Here is a 17,309-nt window from a genome sequence, read left to right on the forward strand (position 1 = left end):
GACCCCGAGCCAGGAGAGCAGACGCTCGGTGTGGTCCCGCGTCGGGACGCGTTCCACCACGGTCGTCTCGCCCTCAGCGCCGAGGCCCGCCAGCAGGACGGCCGACTTCACCTGCGCGCTGGCCACCTCCATCTCGACCTCGGCTCCCCGCAGGTCGCCTCCGGACACGAGGATCGGGGGGTGGGAGTCGCGGCTCAGCAGCTGGACGTCGGCGCCCAGCGCCCGCAGGGGGCGAGCCACCCGGTCCATCGGGCGGCGGCGCAGGGACACGTCTCCGTCCAGGACGCTCGGGTAAGGACGGCGGGCGGCCAGACCCGCGAGGAGCCGCATCGTCGTCCCGGAGTTGCCGCAATCCAGGGTGACCTCGGGGACCTCCCAGGCGTCGATGCCGGGGCTGTCGACCGCGCCGTCCGCCTCCGCCCGCACCCCCCACGCACCCAGGCACTCGCGGGTAGAGGCGATATCGGCCCCCGGGCCGAGGCCGCGCACCCGGCTCGTGCCGGCGGCGCAGGCCGCGAGCATGAGTGCCCGGTGGCTGATCGACTTGTCACCCGGCGGTCGCACCGAGCCCGAGAGCTGGACGCCCCCGCGCACGACCAGGCTGGTCATCGCTCCCCCATCCGGACGACGCGATGGCCGCGGGCTCGCAGGGCATCCTCCGCTCGCGAGGCCGCGCCCTCCCCGTCCACGACGAGCCGGACCGCGCCCGCGGCCGGCCCGTGCTCCATCCACAGGTCCTCGATGTTGATGCCCGCGTCCCCCAGCGCGGTGGTCACGTCGGCCAGCACCCCGGCCCGGTCCTGAACCGGGACGTCGAGGGTGATCGGCCGGGTCGGACCGCGGCCCCCCTTGGCCGGGAAGCGCGCCTTCGCCTCCCTGGCCCGGGAGAGCAGGCCGTCCAGCCGGTCGAAGTCCCGGTCGACCAGCGCCCCTCGGAGATCGGACAGCTCCTCCCAGAACGCCTCGAGCTCGGCCAGGAGCGCATCGCGGTTGGCGGCGAGGATGTCGCGCCATATGGAGGGGTTGCTACCCGCCGTGCGGGTGACGTCGCGGAACGTCCCTGCCGCGGCCGTGAAGACGCGCTCGTCCCCCGCCCGTCCGGCGAGCGATGCGAGGGCGGTGGCGAGGGCGTACGGGAGGTGGCTCACCAGCGCGACCAGACGGTCGTGCGCCGACGGGTCGAGGGCGAGCGTCCGGGCTCCCAGCTCGCCGATCAGCGTGTTGACGGTCCGGAAGGCGTCGGTATCGGTGCGCTCGGTCGGGGTGAGGAGCCACAGGGCGCCCTCGAACAGGTCCGCCCGCGCGGCCTCCACGCCCTCCCCCTCCGTCCCGGCCATGGGGTGGCCGCCCACGAACGGGAGCCGGGGGCCCAGTATCGCCTCGGCGCCGCCCACGATCGGACCCTTCGTCGACCCGACATCGGTCACGACCGTTCCACTCTGGGCGGAGGCGGCCACGAGCTCGACGGTCGGGACGATCTGCCCCACCGGGGTGGCGATCACGACGATGTCGGCCTCCGCGACGGCGCTCGCCAGGTCGGCCGCCTCGTCCACCGCACCCAGGTCCCGAGCCCGCTCGAGCGCCTCCGCCGACCGGTCCACCCCGACGACGGTGGCGCCGATGCGCCGGAGCGCGAGCCCGAGCGACCCCCCGATCAGACCCACCCCGACGACCGCGACCCGACGCCCCGCCATCAGGCGGGGTCCGGTGGGTCGAGGAGCCGGGAGGCGTCGTTGAGGTAGACGGGTTGCGGACGCCGCTCGGCGTAGCAGTGCACGAGCACCCGGATGCAGCGTGGGACGGCGAGGCTGCTGGTGACGTCGAGCTCCCGCGCGCACAGGAGCGGGACATCGAGACCCATCAGGCGCGCGGCGGCGGCCGGGAACTCGGCGTGGATGTCGTCGGTAGCCGTGAACACGATGCTCACGAGGTCGTCTGGGGCCAGGTCGTTGCGGTCGAGCAGCTCCCGGAGCAGGGTTTGGGTGCCGGAGACGACGTCCTCGCGGGAGTCGGCGTCGATCGTCGTGGCGCCGCGCACGGCGTAGACCCTGGACATGGCGGCACCCAGTCTACGGGTCCACGTCCGCGACCCCGCCGGCGGCGGAGAGGAGCGCATGGACGTCCCTCGGGTCCAGCGGCCGGACCTCCCCGGGGGCGAGACCGGTGAGGTCGATGCCGCCGATCGATGTCCGGACGAGCTCCACGACGGGCAGGCCGACGGCGTCGAGCAGCCTCCGGACGAGGCGGTTGCGCCCCTCGGCGACGGTGAGCACGACCACGCTGCGGCCGCTGGGGGCGGCCGTGACCCGGACGTCGGTCGCCGCCGCCGGTCCGTCCTCGAGCTCCACGCCTGCGGTGAGGCGGGCGACGTGGCGGGGTCCGGCCGAGCCGCGGACCGTCGCCACGTAGGTCTTGGTCACCCCGTACCGAGGGTGGGTCAGCCTGTTCGCGAACCCCCCGTCGTTCGTCAGGAGCAGGAGACCGCTCGTGTCCATGTCCAGACGCCCCACCGGGAAGACCCGAGGCTCGGCGGGGACGAGGGCGAGGACGGTCGGGCGTCCCTGGGGGTCCGAGGCCGTGGTGACGACGCCGGTCGGCTTGTGCAGCGCGTAGTAGACGAGGTCGGCTCCCGCCCTGACCGGCGCCCCGTCCACCCGGATGTCGTCGGTGTCCGGGTCCGCGCGGGAGCCGAGCTCCGCCTCCACCCCGTTGACGGTGACGCGTCCGGACGCGATCAGCTCCTCACAGGCCCGCCTGGACCCGAACCCCGCCCGCGCGAGGACCTTCTGCAGTCGTTCCGGCTCCACGCGGGCTACGCGTCGCCGTCGTCGAGCTGGAGCTGCTCGACGAAGTCGATCGGGCGCGGGGCGAGCGCGCGCTCTATCTCGGCCGCCACCTCGGGGTCGGGCGCGAACGAGGCCAGCGGCGGGAGCTCGGACACCGAAGCGAGACCGATCTTCTCCAGGAAGAGCGGGGTCGTGCCGTAGAGCGGGGCTCGACCCGGACCTGGGTCGCGGCCGACCTCGTCCACGAGCCCGCGCTCCTGCAGCGTCCGCAGCGCCGAGTCGACGTTCACCCCGCGGATGCGGGCGAGCTCCCCGCGGCTGATCGGCTGTCGGTAGGCGACGATCGAGAGCGTCTCGAGGGCGGCGCGGGAGAGCCTCCCGATCCGGGACCGGTTCGCGAAGTGGCCGACCGCCTCCGCGTGCTCCGCCCGCGTGTAGATCCGGTACCCGTCGCCGACCACCCGGACCTCCAGGCCCGACCCGCGGTCCTCGTAGAACCGGGCGAGCTCGTCGAGCATCGCCGCGACGTCGGCGGGGTCGGCGCCGAAGGCGGCCGCGATGTCCGAGGGCCGGACCGGCTCGGAGGTCGCGAACAGGATCGCCTCGCACAGCGCGGGGTTCAGGACGGTCAGCTGTCCGTTCTCGCTCATCGGGCTCCTCCAAGCGGTGTGATCTCGATATCGCCGAGGCGCTCGCTCTGACCGAGGGAGACCTCCCCGCGGGCTCCCATCTCGAGCATGGCCAGGAAGAGGGCGACGGCCCAGGCGAGCGACCGTCCGGACACGATGTCCCGGAACCGGGCCGGACCGCGCGCCAGGTGGACCTGCAGCTCGTCCGAGGCGGCCTGCGTCGAGACCTCGTCGGACACGAGCAGGGAGACGTCGATCGTCCGGACGTTGGCCCGGATCATCTCGACCAGGACCGCCCCCAACGTCCGGACCTGGATATCGCCCAGGACGGGCATCTGACGCAGGGCGGGGTCGTCGGGAGCCGGGACGGGCGGGAACCTCCTGTCCCCGACCGCGAGCAGCTCGCGGATCTGGTCGCCCGCCCCCTGGAACGTGCGGAGCTCGAGCAGGCGGGAGACGAGGACGTCGCGCTCCAGGTCCCCGGCGAACTCGGGGTCCTCCCCCGCGGGGACCGGCATCAGCGCCCTGGCCTTCAGCTGCAGCAGCGTCGCCGCGACCACGAGGAACTCCGTGGTCACCTCGAGATCGAGCTCGGTCATCTCCTGCAGGTGCGTGAGGTAGTCGTTCGTGAGCTGGGCGATCGGCACCTCGCACACGTCCACCCGGCGCTCGGAGATCAGCGAGAGCAGGAGCTGGAACGGCCCCTCGAACACCTCGAGCTTGATCTCGAACGTCACGCGGTGACCTTCTTCGTGTGCGGGAGGCCCATGGCGTCGCGCACCCGCTCCATCGTCTCGGTCGCGATGGGGCGCACCTTCGCCCGCCCCGCCGACAGGACCTCCTCCGCCATCCCCGGCTTGCTCGCGAGCTCGGCCCGGCGCTCGCGGAACGCGGCCAGCCTTTCGCCCAGCCGCTCGGCCAGGTCGTCCTTGTCCTGCACGCACCCGAGCTCTCCCGCCTGACACCCCCCCACCACCCGCGGTTCCTCGGCGGGGAAGAAGTCCCGCCACCAGCGCCAGACGTTGCAGACGAACGGGTCGCCGGGGTCGGTGCGCCGAACCTTGTTCGGGTCGGTCACGGCCGTCCGGACGACCTCCCGGATCCGCTCGGGCGGGTCGTCCAGCCAGATCACGTTCCCGTACGACTTGGACATCTTCCGCCCGTCGGGGCCGAGCACCTTGCGCGCCTCGGTGAGCATCGCCGCCGGCTCGGGGAACAGGTCGCCGTAGAGGCGGTTGAAGCGACGGACGATCTCCCGCGTGAGCTCGAGGTGGGGCAGCTGGTCCTCCCCGACCGGGACCGTCTCTCCCCCCACGATCGTGATGTCCGCGCACTGCAGCACCGGGTAGCCCACGAACCCGTACGTGGCGATCTCGCGTCCGTACAGTTCCCGGAGCTGCTCCTTGTAGGTCGGGTTGCGTTCGAGCCAGGAGAGCGGGGTGACCATCGAGAAGGCGAGCGCGAGCTCGGCCACCTCCGGGATGTCCGACTGCTTGTAGATGGTGGTCCGGAAGGGGTCGACCCCCGCGGCGATCCAGTCGAGGACGACGTCGCGCGTGTCCTGGGCGATCCGAGACGGGTCCTCGTAGTCGGTCGTCAGGGCATGCCAGTCCGCGATGAAGAAGTAGCAGTGGTGTGCGGCCTGCAGCTCGAGCATCGAGTCGATCGTGCCGAGGAGGTGGCCGAGGTGGAGCCGGCCGGTCGGCCGGTAGCCCGTGACGACGCGGGAGGTCATGTCTGACGAGGGTACCCGACCCCGCGGACGGCCCTAGAGCGGCAGGAGCCTGATCAGGAGACCCGAGATGTTCTGGACGAACCAGCCGATCAGGTCGAACGGGAAGTACGGGGGCCGCACGAGGTAGAGCAGGGCGAAGAGGAGGAGGAACCCGTACGGCTCGATCCGGTCCAGGAGCTGGACACCTCCCCTCCCTACGAAGGGCCGGATGAGCCGGGAGCCGTCCAGGGGCGGGATCGGGATCAGGTTGAAGGCGGCGAGCAGGACGTTCAGCTGGATCACCCGCAGGACGACCCCCAGCGGTCCGGGCCCGGTCAGCCGGAGCACGAACGCCGCGACGATGGCGATCAGCATGTTGGAGACGGGACCGGCCAGTGCCACGATCGCGAACCCGCGGTCTCCGTTGCGCAGCATGAACCGGTTGACGGGTACCGGTTTGGCGTACCCGAAGGCCGACCCCGTAGCCACGAAGAGGAAGAGCGGCAGGATCAACGACCCGACTATGTCGAGGTGCGCGATCGGGTTGAGGGTGATCCTCCCCTGCTGCTGCGCGGTCGGGTCTCCCAGGCGCAGCGCGACGATCGCGTGGGCGTTCTCGTGGATGACGAGGCTGCCCAGGATGATGGCCAGGACGACCAGGACCTCGGCGACGACCATCAGGGGACGTCCGGGGCGAACGAGGTCCCCGGGATCGTGTCCGGGTCCAGGTCGAGCAGCTCGGCGATCGTCGCGGCCACGTCGGCGAAGGTCTCCCGCTCCCCCACGCTCTGAGCAGGACCGCCGCTGCGCCAACCCGCGCCCGAGCAGGCGAGGACCGGGACGTACTCCCTGGTGTGGTCGGTGCCCGGGGTGGTCGGGTCGTTGCCGTGGTCGCCGGTGACGATCAGGACGTCGTCGTCGCCCAGCAGCTCGAGCACCATGCGGAGCCGGTCGTCCAGCTCGTGGAAGGCCACCGCCCATCCGTGGGGGTCGTTGCGATGCCCGTACTTCGAGTCGAGATCCCCCACGTTCGCGAGCGTGAGGCCGGGGGACCCCTCCCGGACCCGCTCGGCGAGCGCGAGCATCGCCTTCTCGTCGCGCCCGGGACCCGTCACGTCGTCGAACGGGTGGCCGGGGAACAGGTCGCGCACCTTCCCGATGCCCACCGTCCGGACCCCCGCGTGGAAGGCGAGCTCGAGCACCGACCCCCCCGGCAGGGGGACGGGGAAGTCACGGCGTCCGTGGTCGATCCGATGGAAGGCCCCGGGCGTCCCGGTGAACGGCCGCGCGATGATCCGGGCCACCGAGTCGCCCATCAGCATGCGGAGGAACTCGCACCAGCCGTAGAGCATGTCCGGGGGCGTGTGGTCGGTGTGGGCGGCGATCTGGAAGACGCTGTCGGCTGAGGTGTAGACGATCGGGCACCCGCTCAGCCAGGCCTGCTCCCCGAACCGCTCGAGCACCTCGGTCCCCGAGGCGACGACGTTGCCGAGAACCGGCATCCCTATGCTGTCCTCCAGCCGCGAGAGCACCTCGGCGGGGAACCCGTTCGGGTACGTCTCGAAGGGCCGCTCCGTGACGATGCCGACGAGCTCCCAGTGTCCGGTCATGCTGTCCTTGCCGGCGGACACCTCGGCCATGCGCCCGTACGCGCCCACGGGATCGGCTCCCAGGCCCGGACCCGGCTGCACCCGGCCCAGCCCCAGGCGGTCGATGTTCGGGACCCTCAGGTGGGTGCGCTCGGCCACGTGCAGGAGCGTGCTCGCGTCCTCGTCGCCGTACGCGGCCGCGTCGGGGAGGGCGCCGACCCCGAGGCCGTCGATGACGAGCAGGACGACGTGGGCGGCGCGGTCGATATCAGCCTCCGGCGGCCTGCTTGCAGGTGACGCAGAGCCGGGACTGGGGGCGCGCCTCCAGTCTCTCGATGGGGATCTCCTTGGCGCAGTTGGTGCAGACGCCGTACGTCCCGTCGTCGATCGCGCGCAGCGCTGCGTCGACCTCCTGCAGGGTCGCCATCAGCGCCTCGGCGAGCGAGAGCAGGTTGGCCTTCTCGGCGGTGGCCGCCCCCGAGTCTGCGAAGCCGTGCTCGAAGTCGACGTCCTTGGGCGAGCCGGTGTTCGGGTCGAAGCCCATGTCCTCGAGCTGCTGCACCAGCTCCCGGCGCTCGTCGATGAGGCGGCGCTGTATGTCGTCGAAGGTCCCGGTCATAGATCCTCCCCGCGCAGACCCTACGACCCGGCGGCCGGCCGCCGGCGCGTCCGGCCCCTGGGGTGCGCGGACTCGATCACGTCCTTGAGGGTGTCGCGGCTCACGAGTGTGTAGACCTGCGTCGTAGACAGCCTAGCGTGCCCGAGAGCCTCCTGGACAACGCGCACGTCCGCTCCGCCCTGCAGCAGGTGCGTCGCGAAAGAGTGGCGCAGGACGTGCGGGTGGACCCTCCGGTCGGGCAGGGCCCGGCCGGCGTACCGCTTCACGACCTTCCATGCGCTCTGCCGTGAGAGCCGGCTCCCGCGGGCGGAGACGAAGAGCGCGGCCGTCCCCCGCGACCGGGCGAGCAGGCTCGGCCTGCCCTGCACCAGGTAGCGTCCGACCGCGTCGGCGGCCGGGCCCCCGATGGGTACGACGCGCTCCTTCTCGCCCTTCCCGAGGGCGCGCAGGCTGCGGGAGTCGAGGTCGACGTCGTCGACGTCGAGCCCGACGAGCTCCGAGACCCGGAGCCCGGCCGCGTAGAGGAGCTCCAGCATGGCCCGGTCGCGCAGGTCGGCCGGCCGGCTCCCGTTCGCCGCCTCGATGATCGCGACTATGTCGGCCGTGGCCAGCGCCTTCGGGAGCGAGAGCCCGCGCTTGGGCCCGTCGACGAGCGCCGCCGGGTCGGAGTCGGCGAGCCCGTCCCGGATGCAGAACCGGTGGAAGTGGCGGACGGCGGCCAGCGCGCGATGGATGGTCGAGGCGGCCGCGCCGGCGTCCGCCCGGGCCTGCAGGACGGCGGCCACGTCGGCGGGACGCGCCTGCGAGGGCGTCCGGACCCCCTCCCCCGCCAGGTGGCGCAGGTACCGCAGGACCTCCCGCCTGTACGCCTCGACGGTCCGGGGTGAGGCTCCCCTCTCGACGCGCAGGTAGTCGACGAAGGAGTCGAGGGCTCGGCGCAGCCCGTCGGGCAGGGCCGACATCAGACCAGGGCGTCTATCGGCGTCGCCTCGAGGCCGTGCGCCTCGGCGACGCCCTCGTTCGTGATCGTCCCCTCGTAGACGTTGACCCCCCCGGACAGCGGACGGTGGGTTCGCAGCGCGCCGTGCAGCCCCTCGTTGGCGATCAGCTCGACGTAGGGCAGGGTCGCGTTGGTCAGGGCGTAGGTGGATGTGTGCGGGACGGCCCCCGGCACGTTGCCCACGCAGTAGTGGACGACCCCGTGCACCTCGTAGATCGGGTCGGAGTGGGTGGTGACCCGGGCCGTCTCGATGCACCCGCCCTGGTCGATCGAGAGGTCGACGAGGACCGAGCCCGGCTTCATCTCCTTCACCAGCGACTCGGGGACGACGATCGGAGCCTTGGCTCCCGGGACGAGGACCGCCCCTATGACGAGGTCGGCCTCGCGGAGCGCGTGCTCGACCGATTCGCGGTTGGAGTACAGCGTCATGATCCGCCCGCGATGGATGAAGTCGACCTCCCGCAGCCGGTCCACGTTGCGGTCGAAGAGGAGCACCTCGGCTTCCATGCCGGCGGCCAGGAAGGCGGCGTTGCGTCCGGCGGTCCCGGCCCCGATGACGACCACGCGTGCGGGCCGGACCCCGGAGACCCCGCCCAGCAGGATGCCGGCGCCGTGCTCCTTCTCCAGGTAGTGCGCGCCCGCCTGCGGGGCCATCCGGCCGGCGATCTCGCTCATGGGGGCCAGGAGCGGGAGCCGTCCGTCCTCGGCCACGGTCTCATAGGCGATCGCCACGCACCCGGACCGCGCGAGTGCGAGCGTGAGCTCCCGGTGGGCGGCCAGGTGCAGGTAGGTGAAGAGGATCTGTCCGGAGCGCAGGTGTCCGAACTCGGACGGCTGCGGCTCCTTCACCTTCATCACCAGGTCGGCGCCCCAGGCGTCCGCCGCCGTGGCGACGATGCGCGCGCCGGCCCGCTCGTACATCTCGTCGCGCAGCCCCGACCCGACCCCGGCTCCCGTCTCGACGAGCACCTCGTGGCCGAGCGCGGTGAGCTCCCGCGCCCCGGCCGTCGTCAGGGCGACGCGGTACTCCGACTCCATGACCTCGCGGGGGACACCGATGCGCATGGCCGTAGCGTAACCGGCGGCTGCACCGGGAGCCCAGGCACTCCCGTCCCGGACGCCGCGATCAGCGCCGGCGGGCCAGCATGAGCAGCCCGATCAGCGATTTGGCGTCTCGCACCTCCCCGGACGAGATCAGCTCGTCGAGCTCACCGACCGGGTGCCGGACGACCTCCAGCACCTCCCCCTCGTCGGTCTCCCCCGCCGCGGGCTCGCACTCCTGCGCGAGGTACAGGTGGAACAGCTCGTTGGAGAAGCCCGCCGCGGTGTAGTACGTGGCCAGGTGCTCCAGGGCGTGGGCCCGCAGCCCGACCTCCTCGACCATCTCCCGGCGGGCGGTCGCCTCCGGCTCCTCGCCCGGCTCGAGGCGTCCGGCCGGGATCTCGAGCAGCACCTCGCCCGTCGCGTGGCGGTACTGCCGGACGAGGACGACCTCCCCGTCGTGGACGACCACCATCCCGACCGCTCCGCCGTGCTCGATCACCTCGCGGGTGGACCGGTGCCCGTCCGCCGCCTCGACCTCGTCCACGCGCAAACTCAGGATCCTCCCGGAGAACACGGTCCGGGAGCCGAGGACCCGCTCCCGCATCTACAGGCCCGCGCGCGTGGCGGCGGCGCCGATGAAGTCCCTGAACAGAGGCTGCGCCCGGTTGGGGCGCGACCGGAACTCCGGGTGGAACTGGGCGGCGACGAACCAGGGGTGGTCCGGCACCTCGACGATCTCGACGAGACGCCCATCTGGAGACGTGCCGGACGCCACGAGGCCCTCGGCCTCCAGCTTCGGCATCAGCTCGGGGTTCACCTCGTAGCGGTGGCGGTGGCGCTCGTGGACGAGCTTCTCGCCGTAGGCCTCGTAGGCCTTCGTGCCCTCCTTCACCACGCACGGGAACGAGCCGAGGCGCATCGTGCCGCCCAGGTCCTCCACCCCCTGCTGCGAGGCGAGCAGGTCGACCACGGGGAACGGGGTCTCCTCGTCGAACTCGGTCGAGTTCGCGTGGGCCATCCCGGCCACGTTGCGCGCGAACTCCGAGACCGCGCACTGCAGGCCGAGGCAGATGCCGAGGAACGGGATGCCCTTCTCCCGAGCGTGCCGGACGGCTTCGATCTTCCCCTCGATCCCTCGGACGCCGAACCCGCCGGGGACGAGGATCCCGTCGCAGCCGGCCAGCTTCTCCCCGTCGTCCAGCATGTTGTCGGACGCGATCCACTCGATCTGGACGTCGAGGCGGTGGTGGATGCCTCCGTGACGCAGCGCCTCGGTCACGGACAGGTACGCGTCCGGGAGGTCGACGTACTTGCCGACGAGCGCGATCCTGACCGATCCGCGGGGCGAGTTGATCCGGTCGACCAGATCGGTCCAGGCGGTGAGGTCGGGCTCCCCGGCCGGGAGGCGCAGGTGCCGGGCGATCTGCCGGTCCAGACCCTCTCGGTGCAGGACGAGCGGCACCTCGTACAGGTTGCGCGCGTCCGGAGCGGACACCACGGCCTCGAGGTCGACGTCGCAGAGCAGCGAGATCTTCTCCTTCAGCCCCGCGCCGATCGGCCGGTCGGACCGGCAGACGATCAGATCGGGCTGGACACCGATCGACCTCAGCGCCATCACGGAGTGCTGGGTCGGCTTCGTCTTCAGTTCGCCGCTCGGACCGATGAACGGGATGAGCGTCACGTGGACGTACAGGCAGTTCTCCCGGCCGACCTCCCGACGGATCTGCCGGATCGCCTCGATGAACGGGAGCGACTCGATGTCGCCGACCGTCCCGCCGACCTCAGTGACGACGACGTCCACCGACGAGTCACGGCCGAGGGCGAGCATCCGCTCCTTTATCTCGTTCGTGATGTGCGGGATCACCTGGACCGTCTCGCCGAGGAACTCGCCGCGGCGCTCCCGCTGCAGGACCGACCAGTAGATCTGTCCGGTGGTGACGTTCGACTCACGGTTGAGGTTCGTGTCGACGAAGCGCTCGTAGTGTCCGAGGTCGAGGTCGGTCTCGGCCCCGTCCTCGGTCACGAACACCTCGCCGTGCTGGAACGGGTTCATCGTCCCCGGGTCGACGTTGATGTAGGGGTCGAGCTTCTGGAGCACGACGTTGAGCCCCCGGGAGTGAAGGAGTCGCCCGATCGAGGCGGCGGTGATGCCCTTTCCGAGGGAGGAGGCCACACCTCCGGTCACGAAGATGTGTCTGGCCACGTCTTACCTCCCTGGTCGTCCCACGGTAGCACGCCCCCGGACCCTATCCCTCGCCGCCGACACCCTCCCGGCCGAGCCGGTCGAGGGCGCGCAGAGGGGGGACCCGTTCGATGACCGTGCTGAACGAGACCACCTCGGAGAGCGCGGTGAGGACAGCGACCGCTCCGAGCGCGACCAGCATCCCCCCAGGCGGGAGCGCGGCGACGAGCGAGACGCCGAGGGCCGCGCCGAGCAGGTTGGCCCCGGTGTCACCGAGCATCGCCCGCTCCCCCAGGTCGTCGGGGAGGAGCGCCGCCAGCCCTCCGGCGACCGCTCCCGACGCGGCGAGAGCCGGGACCGGCAGCCAGCCCGAGGCCACCGTCGCCGCCCAGGCGGCGAACCACACCTTCCCGGCCCGGCCGGGGCGCAGGTCGAGGAGGTTGACCAGGTTCGTGGTCAGGGCCACGAGAGCCCCGCCGGCCACGACCCAGGGTCCACGCAGCCCGAGGGCCCAAGCGGCCGCCAGCCCGACGACTCCCCCACCGGCCGCCTTCACGAGCCCGGTCGTGACCCGGCCGCGGGCGAGCGCTCGCAGGTGTCCCGCGAACCCTCCCCCCGGACCTCCGCCGTACAGGTCGTCGACGAGCCCCAGGGCGCCCATCACGATCGCCGCTGCGGCCAGGGTGGCCCCCGCCGTGCTCCCCTCCGGCGCCCGCAGCGCAGCGGCGAGACCCACCCCGGCGGACGCCAGCAGGACCGCGCCCGCCACCGCGCTCACCGGGCGCCCCCGGTAGTTCGTCCGCGTGCAGCGTGGCCCCCACAGGATCGGACGCGCCCCACGCAGCGCCAGCCAGGCGGCGAGCCACCCGGCGACGATGGCGACCGCCGCGACCGTCACGGCTCGACCGGGGCGCGCTCCACGGCCGCCGCCGCGGCGGGGCGCGCGGTCGGGGAGACCGTCTCCACGCCCATGAGCACCAGCAGCGGCGCGGCGTGCGCGATCGCGACCCCGGGCAGGACGACCCCCGAGTCGTTCAGGGCGAACCCGACCACGCCCACGACTACCGTCCCCCATAGGCCGGCCCTCAGCACCGGATGGCGGGGGATCACGTCCCGGAGGACCCCCCTCGGCTTGTAGACGAGGAGCGCGATCACGGCCGCGCTCACGGGGATGATGTAGGTCCAGCCCGTGAACCCGAGCGTCCCGACGCTGGCCAGCCCCTTGCGGAGCACGGTCCGGACGAGGGCCGGCAGGCCACCCTGCACGACGGAGGAGGCGAACCGGCCGAGGTGGGTCTGGTCCACGGCCGGACGGGTCATGTCCACGAGGCTCACGACGACGGCCAGTGCGATCGCGGCGGCGGCGACCGCGACCGCTACCCGCCACCGGACCCGCCCGTACCGCGCGAGCAGCCACGTCACGCAGACCGCGAAGAACGTGGTGATCAACCCGCCGAAGTTGGCGCCGAACGGCGGGAGCCCCACCAGCGCGACGAGCACGAGGAGTCCCGCTCCCGCCCAGTACGGTGCGCGGGTGCGCCCGCGCAGGTCGACGATGCCCATCAGCGCGAGGATGCCCGCGGAGGCGAGGATCCCGAAACCCGCGTTCGCCACCCCGTAGAAGCGACCGGCCACGATCGGGGAGTGTCCGAAGACAGCGTTCGTCTGCAGGTGAGCCCCGGTGAGCAGGTCCGCGCCGAACGACAGCGTGGTGAGCCCGAGGAGCAGGACGCCGCCCGCCCACCGGGGGCCGGGCACGTACTGGGCCGCGATGGTCAGAGCGGCGACGAGGGTCCAGAGCATCAGGTGCGCGACCAGGTGCCCGAACCGGGAGACGTCGACGAGCCGGACCATGAGCGTCGCGGACGGCATCGCCAGGATCGTGCAGGCCAGCCAGGGCAGAGCGGCGAGCGCCCACCGCTGACGGCGCAGGAAGGCGACGAACGCGAGGGCAGCCAGGGCCACCTGGGCGGCGACGAAGACGACGAAGACCACGTCCGAGAAGGCCTCCCGGAAGACCGACTGGCGGTTCAGCCGGTGAAGCGCCGCCGCCTTGTCCGTCTCGGACTCCCCGGTCGCGCGCATCGCGCTGCCGCTCATCGACTCGGGCTTCTCCACCCCGAGCAGCCCCAGCACGGTGGGCGCGATGTCGATCAGGCCCACTATCCCGTCGCGCCTGGTCGTCGGGGAGACGAGCCGGCCCCCCTCGAACCCCTGCCCGTGGGCGACGATCGCGGTGAGCCTCTCCTCCCGCTGGTTGAGCGGTCCGGAGACGGCGGCCACGATCAGGACGTCGCGCGGCCCCAGCTCCGATGCCACCACGCCGACGAGCGCGTCAGCGCGCTCGAGGGCCTCCTCCTTGTGCCTCACCGCCTGTTCGGGTGAGGCGATGCGCGAGAACTCGTCGGCGCGCAGGGTCTCGCCGGGCTCGACGGCGACGACGCGCGCCGAGCCCACGGCCTGTCGGACGGCCGCCCGGAAGGCGGTCTCGTCGGTCCGGACCCCGAAGGGGGTGGACGGGTCCGCCGTGAGCAGACCGTCCACCGCGCCGTGGTCTATCGTCCCCTGCTCGTCCACGACCGTGAGCGTGACCGCCCGCCGCCGCTGGTCCGGTCGGGGCTCCAGCGCGAGGTCGCCCGCCGAGACGACCCCCGTCGGTATCCCCGCCCGGGCCAGCGCCTCCCCGAGGGACCCGGTCCGGGTGCCGAACAGCCGCGTCTCCTGCATCGCGTGCAGCTGGGCGATCCCCAGGTGCACGACGGCGCCGGACCGATGGGAGCCGACGATCGTCCGCAGGGCGTCGGACGCGCTGACCGCGCCCACCACCTCGTCCGCGCGGTAGGCCTCGCTGGCCACCGCGTCTCCTTGCCGGACCTGCCCCCGGTTGCCCGCCCCCAGCGTCAGGTAGGCCCGCTCCGGGACCGACGGACGGATCGCCGTGCGTACGGACAGGGCGGCCGCGGCTCCCCGGTCGGTGAGCCGGTCCAGGATGGGGGTGTCCGCCTCGATGATGTCGAACCAGGTGACACCCGGGAGCGTCACGATGACCACCCTCTCGGCGTCGCGGGCTGCGGCCGGCGCCGGGGGTGCGAGGACCAACAGGGCCAGGGCGCATCCGACGACGGAGGCGGTTCGCTTCATCGCCCCACGACCTCGTCGTAGACGGCTCCCACCCGCTCGACGAGCTCGGCCGGGGTGGGCAGTGCGTGGGCGCGGGCCGCGCGCGCGAGCTGCACCCGGGCGGATGGGTCGCCGGTCACCGTCCGCAGCGCCGCGGCGAAAGCCGTGCGGTCCCCGGGCGCGACGAGCAGCCCGGCGTCGCCTGCGATGTCCGGGACCTGGCCGACCCTCGTCGCCACGACCGGTAGCCCGGCCGTCACCGCCTCAACCACGACGATAGGGTACGCCTCGCTCCTCGAGGTCAGGGCAAACACGTCCGCCGCCGCGAGCAGGTCGGCGACGTCCTCCCGGTGCCCGAGGAAGCGAACGGGGAGCCCGTCCGCCAGGCGCTCGAGCCGTCGTCGCTCGGGACCGTCCCCCGCGATCCAGGCGAGGCACCCGGCCTCTCGGACGGCGTCCAGCAGGATGTCCAGGTCCTTCTCGGGCGAGAGCCGCGCCAGGGTGAGGACGACGACGTCGTCGGGCCCCGCCCCGAGCTCCGCGCGCACCTCGGCCCGTGGTCGCACCGCCGCTCCCCGGGGGTCGACGGCCGGAGGGATGTGGACCGCGCCGGTGAAGGCTCCCGCCACCTCGGCCGACGCGGCGATCACGGCGGCCGCCCGCGCCACGACCAGCGGGGCGACCGCGCCGAGCGCCCGAGACCGGGAGGACCGCCCCACGCGGGTGGGGTCGGTGTGAAGCGTGAGGACGATGGGCGGCCGCAGGGGCCGGGCTCCCGTCCAGGCCCCCGCGGTGAGACCGTGCGCGTGGACCAGCTCGACGGAGCGCATCCCCGGCACCGAGAGGGCGGACGCCGGGCGGAACGGGAGCCCCTCGAGATATGGGGCGAGGTCGGCCGGACCCGCCACGCCGGCCGTCTCCCACCCGGGCGGCGGGTTGGCGGCCAGGTGGCGGACATGCCGCCTGATGCCGCCGTGGGACGGTCCCAGCACGTGGAGGACCGATCTCACGTCGTCCGCTCCCCTAGGGGGGCCCGGCCGCGCGTGAGCAGGCCGGCCGCTCCGCGCAGGTCCGGCGAACGGTGCGCGAGGACCGCGAACACGACGAGGCCGGCGGCCACGCCGGACGCGGCGACGAGCGCGGAGGGGAGCCCGTCCATGAGGCGGGTGACCGCCAGGGCGGCCGCCCCGACCGCCGCGCTGCGTACCAGCGTGGCCGCGACCGCGGCCAGGTCCGTCCTCGTGGGCCATCCCCGGACGGCTCGAGCGAGGAGACCCGTCCCCACCGCGGCGCCCGCCACGTGTCCGACACCGAGACCGAGCCCGAGGACGCCCATGGCCAGGGGTCCGGTTACCCCCGTCACCCACGTGATGCCGAAGGCCGTGGCGGCGTACACCGCCATCGCCGTCGCGTTCATCACGACCGGGGGCGCCGTACGCTGCCGGGCGTAGAAGGAGCGGGAGAGGGTGGCCACCAACGCCCAGGCGGGCACGCCCAGAGCGAGGCCGCGCAGCGTGGCGGCGACGAGCGACCCGTCGGCCGAGGGGGTCCATCCGAGCAGCGCGTCGGTCAGCGTGGGGGCGAGGACGAAGAGCCCGGCCGCGGCCGGGGCGGCCACGAGGACCACGATCCGCCACCCCTTCGAGAGCAGCTCGGCGAACCGCTCCTCCTGCCGCTCCACGAAAGCTCGCGCGAGCGAAGGGAACAGCGTGATCGCGACCGGGAGCCCGGCCAGGGCGTTGGGGAGCTCGAAGAAGGCGTACGCGATCTGGAACGCGACCACCCCGCCCTCCACCCGGTTGGCCAAGAGCAGGCTCACGATCAACCCCGCCTGGGTCACCGCCACGTAGACGGCTCCCCATCCTCCCGCGCGGACGGCGTACCGCAGGGCCGGGTCCCCCAACCCGAGGACGGGCCTCCACCGCACCCCCAGGCGCAGGACCGCGGGTAGCTGACAGAGCGAGAGGACGACGACCCCGAGCGTCGTCCCCACCGCGAGGACGTACAGCTGCGCGATGGTCACGGTCTCGAGGGTCGCGCCGGGACCCAGCGCCCAGAAGATCACGTACGTCGCGATCACCGTCAGGCTCGAGAGCAGCGGAGCCAGCGCAGGCAGAACGAACCTGCGGTGGGCGTGGAGGATCCCCTGCATGACCATCCCCAGCAGGTAGAGCGGGATCTGGGGCAGGAAGAACCGTAGGAACCAGGTGCCGAGCTCCACCTGGCGCTCTCGCACCGCGGCGTCCTCGACCCCCGCCAGCAGCGCGCCCATGATCGGTCTGCCGAGGACCACGCCGGCGACCACGAGCGGGAGCGAGGCCAGGAGCATCGTGTTGGCTATCGCCGACGCGACCCTCATGCCCTGGTCCGGGCGCCGGGCGATCTCCTCCACGAAGGTCGGTACGAGCACGGCGGCGAGGACCCCGCCCGCCGCCACCTCGAAGAGGATGTTCGGGATCCAGTTGGCCGTCTGGTAGACGTTGCCGAGGTAGGTCGTGCCCACGGTGAGGCCGAGCACGATCCAGCGCGCGAAGCCCACCAGGCGGGCGAGCGCGGTGATCGCGGAGACCTGCGCCGTGGAGCGGAGCAGGCCGGTCTCGGTCCCGATCTCGTCGGGCGGCTGCAC

The 17,309-nt window shown here is 72.9% G+C and carries 18 protein-coding genes; all 18 read right to left on the reverse strand.

Annotation, left to right across the window (positions count from 1 at the left end):
- The coding region (locus VM840_00450) for a 3-phosphoshikimate 1-carboxyvinyltransferase (GenBank protein HVL80044.1) at positions 1-609 on the reverse strand (609 nt) is incomplete at its 3' end.
- The gene (locus VM840_00455; GenBank protein HVL80045.1) at positions 606-1,694 is read right to left on the reverse strand and encodes a prephenate dehydrogenase; all 1,089 of its coding nucleotides are present in this window, start codon (positions 1,692-1,694) and stop codon (positions 606-608) included. The genes VM840_00455 and VM840_00450, both read right to left, overlap by 4 nt.
- Complete coding sequence (gene aroH / locus VM840_00460) at positions 1,694-2,056, reverse strand: chorismate mutase (GenBank protein ID HVL80046.1); 363 nt, start codon at positions 2,054-2,056, stop codon at positions 1,694-1,696. The genes VM840_00455 and aroH overlap by 1 nt, the downstream gene beginning before the upstream one ends.
- A 13-nt stretch (positions 2,057-2,069) precedes the next feature.
- Positions 2,070-2,807 (reverse strand): pseudouridine synthase, encoded by a 738-nt coding sequence (locus VM840_00465; GenBank protein ID HVL80047.1) that lies wholly within the window; start codon positions 2,805-2,807, stop codon positions 2,070-2,072.
- 5 nt (positions 2,808-2,812) lie between these two features.
- A complete protein-coding gene (gene scpB / locus VM840_00470; GenBank protein ID HVL80048.1) occupies positions 2,813-3,436 on the reverse strand; it encodes an SMC-Scp complex subunit ScpB in 624 nt (207 codons plus the stop codon).
- Positions 3,433-4,152 (reverse strand): segregation/condensation protein A, encoded by a 720-nt coding sequence (locus VM840_00475; GenBank protein HVL80049.1) that lies wholly within the window; start codon positions 4,150-4,152, stop codon positions 3,433-3,435. Before VM840_00475 ends, scpB begins: the two co-directional genes overlap by 4 nt.
- Positions 4,149-5,150: a tryptophan--tRNA ligase gene (trpS, locus tag VM840_00480; GenBank protein ID HVL80050.1), complete on the reverse strand. Its 1,002-nt coding sequence runs from the start codon at positions 5,148-5,150 to the stop codon at positions 4,149-4,151. The genes VM840_00475 and trpS overlap by 4 nt, the downstream gene beginning before the upstream one ends.
- 33 nt (positions 5,151-5,183) lie before the next feature.
- Complete coding sequence (locus VM840_00485; GenBank protein ID HVL80051.1) at positions 5,184-5,807, reverse strand: site-2 protease family protein; 624 nt, start codon at positions 5,805-5,807, stop codon at positions 5,184-5,186.
- Entirely contained in the window at positions 5,807-6,985 is a 1,179-nt protein-coding gene (locus VM840_00490) for a phosphopentomutase (protein HVL80052.1), read from the reverse strand. Before VM840_00490 ends, VM840_00485 begins: the two co-directional genes overlap by 1 nt.
- Before the next feature lies 1 nt (position 6,986).
- Positions 6,987-7,337 carry a TraR/DksA C4-type zinc finger protein gene (locus VM840_00495; protein HVL80053.1) on the reverse strand — a complete coding sequence of 117 codons (351 nt, stop codon included), beginning with the start codon at positions 7,335-7,337 and terminating at the stop codon, positions 6,987-6,989.
- Between the two features lie 20 nt (positions 7,338-7,357).
- Entirely contained in the window at positions 7,358-8,299 is a 942-nt protein-coding gene (gene xerD / locus VM840_00500; protein ID HVL80054.1) for a site-specific tyrosine recombinase XerD, read from the reverse strand.
- The gene (gene ald, locus VM840_00505) at positions 8,299-9,402 is read right to left on the reverse strand and encodes an alanine dehydrogenase (GenBank protein ID HVL80055.1); all 1,104 of its coding nucleotides are present in this window, start codon (positions 9,400-9,402) and stop codon (positions 8,299-8,301) included. The genes xerD and ald overlap by 1 nt, the downstream gene beginning before the upstream one ends.
- 61 nt (positions 9,403-9,463) lie before the next feature.
- Complete coding sequence (locus VM840_00510; protein HVL80056.1) at positions 9,464-9,985, reverse strand: NUDIX hydrolase; 522 nt, start codon at positions 9,983-9,985, stop codon at positions 9,464-9,466.
- Entirely contained in the window at positions 9,986-11,584 is a 1,599-nt protein-coding gene (locus VM840_00515; protein ID HVL80057.1) for a CTP synthase, read from the reverse strand. It lies immediately after the preceding gene.
- 43 nt (positions 11,585-11,627) lie between these two features.
- On the reverse strand, positions 11,628-12,461 hold the full coding sequence (locus VM840_00520) for a hypothetical protein (protein HVL80058.1): 834 nt from the start codon (positions 12,459-12,461) through the stop codon (positions 11,628-11,630).
- Complete coding sequence (locus tag VM840_00525) at positions 12,458-14,704, reverse strand: hypothetical protein (protein ID HVL80059.1); 2,247 nt, start codon at positions 14,702-14,704, stop codon at positions 12,458-12,460. Before VM840_00525 ends, VM840_00520 begins: the two co-directional genes overlap by 4 nt.
- On the reverse strand, positions 14,701-15,693 hold the full coding sequence (locus VM840_00530; protein HVL80060.1) for a glycosyltransferase family 4 protein: 993 nt from the start codon (positions 15,691-15,693) through the stop codon (positions 14,701-14,703). Before VM840_00530 ends, VM840_00525 begins: the two co-directional genes overlap by 4 nt.
- Positions 15,690-17,309, reverse strand: a complete 1,620-nt coding sequence (locus tag VM840_00535; GenBank protein ID HVL80061.1) for a lipid II flippase MurJ — start codon at positions 17,307-17,309, stop codon at positions 15,690-15,692. The genes VM840_00530 and VM840_00535 overlap by 4 nt, the downstream gene beginning before the upstream one ends.

This window comes from Actinomycetota bacterium, from assembly GCA_035540895.1.
Lineage (GTDB): Bacteria > Actinomycetota > JAICYB01 > JAICYB01 > JAICYB01 > DATLFR01.

Bases quoted from the DNA above. Each gene is read 5' to 3' on its own strand.
- VM840_00455 (HVL80045.1), bottom strand. From the start codon at position 1,694: ATGGCGGGGCGTCGGGTCGCGGTCGTCGGGGTGGGTCTGATCGGGGGG.
- xerD (HVL80054.1), bottom strand. From the start codon at position 8,299: ATGTCGGCCCTGCCCGACGGGCTGCGCCGAGCCCTCGACTCCTTCGTC.
- VM840_00510 (HVL80056.1), bottom strand. From the start codon at position 9,985: ATGCGGGAGCGGGTCCTCGGCTCCCGGACCGTGTTCTCCGGGAGGATC.
- VM840_00485 (HVL80051.1), bottom strand. From the start codon at position 5,807: ATGGTCGTCGCCGAGGTCCTGGTCGTCCTGGCCATCATCCTGGGCAGC.
- VM840_00525 (HVL80059.1), bottom strand. From the start codon at position 14,704: ATGAAGCGAACCGCCTCCGTCGTCGGATGCGCCCTGGCCCTGTTGGTC.
- VM840_00495 (HVL80053.1), bottom strand. From the start codon at position 7,337: ATGACCGGGACCTTCGACGACATACAGCGCCGCCTCATCGACGAGCGC.
- scpB (HVL80048.1), bottom strand. From the start codon at position 3,436: ATGAGCGAGAACGGACAGCTGACCGTCCTGAACCCCGCGCTGTGCGAG.
- trpS (HVL80050.1), bottom strand. From the start codon at position 5,150: ATGACCTCCCGCGTCGTCACGGGCTACCGGCCGACCGGCCGGCTCCAC.
- ald (HVL80055.1), bottom strand. From the start codon at position 9,402: ATGCGCATCGGTGTCCCCCGCGAGGTCATGGAGTCGGAGTACCGCGTC.
- aroH (HVL80046.1), bottom strand. From the start codon at position 2,056: ATGTCCAGGGTCTACGCCGTGCGCGGCGCCACGACGATCGACGCCGAC.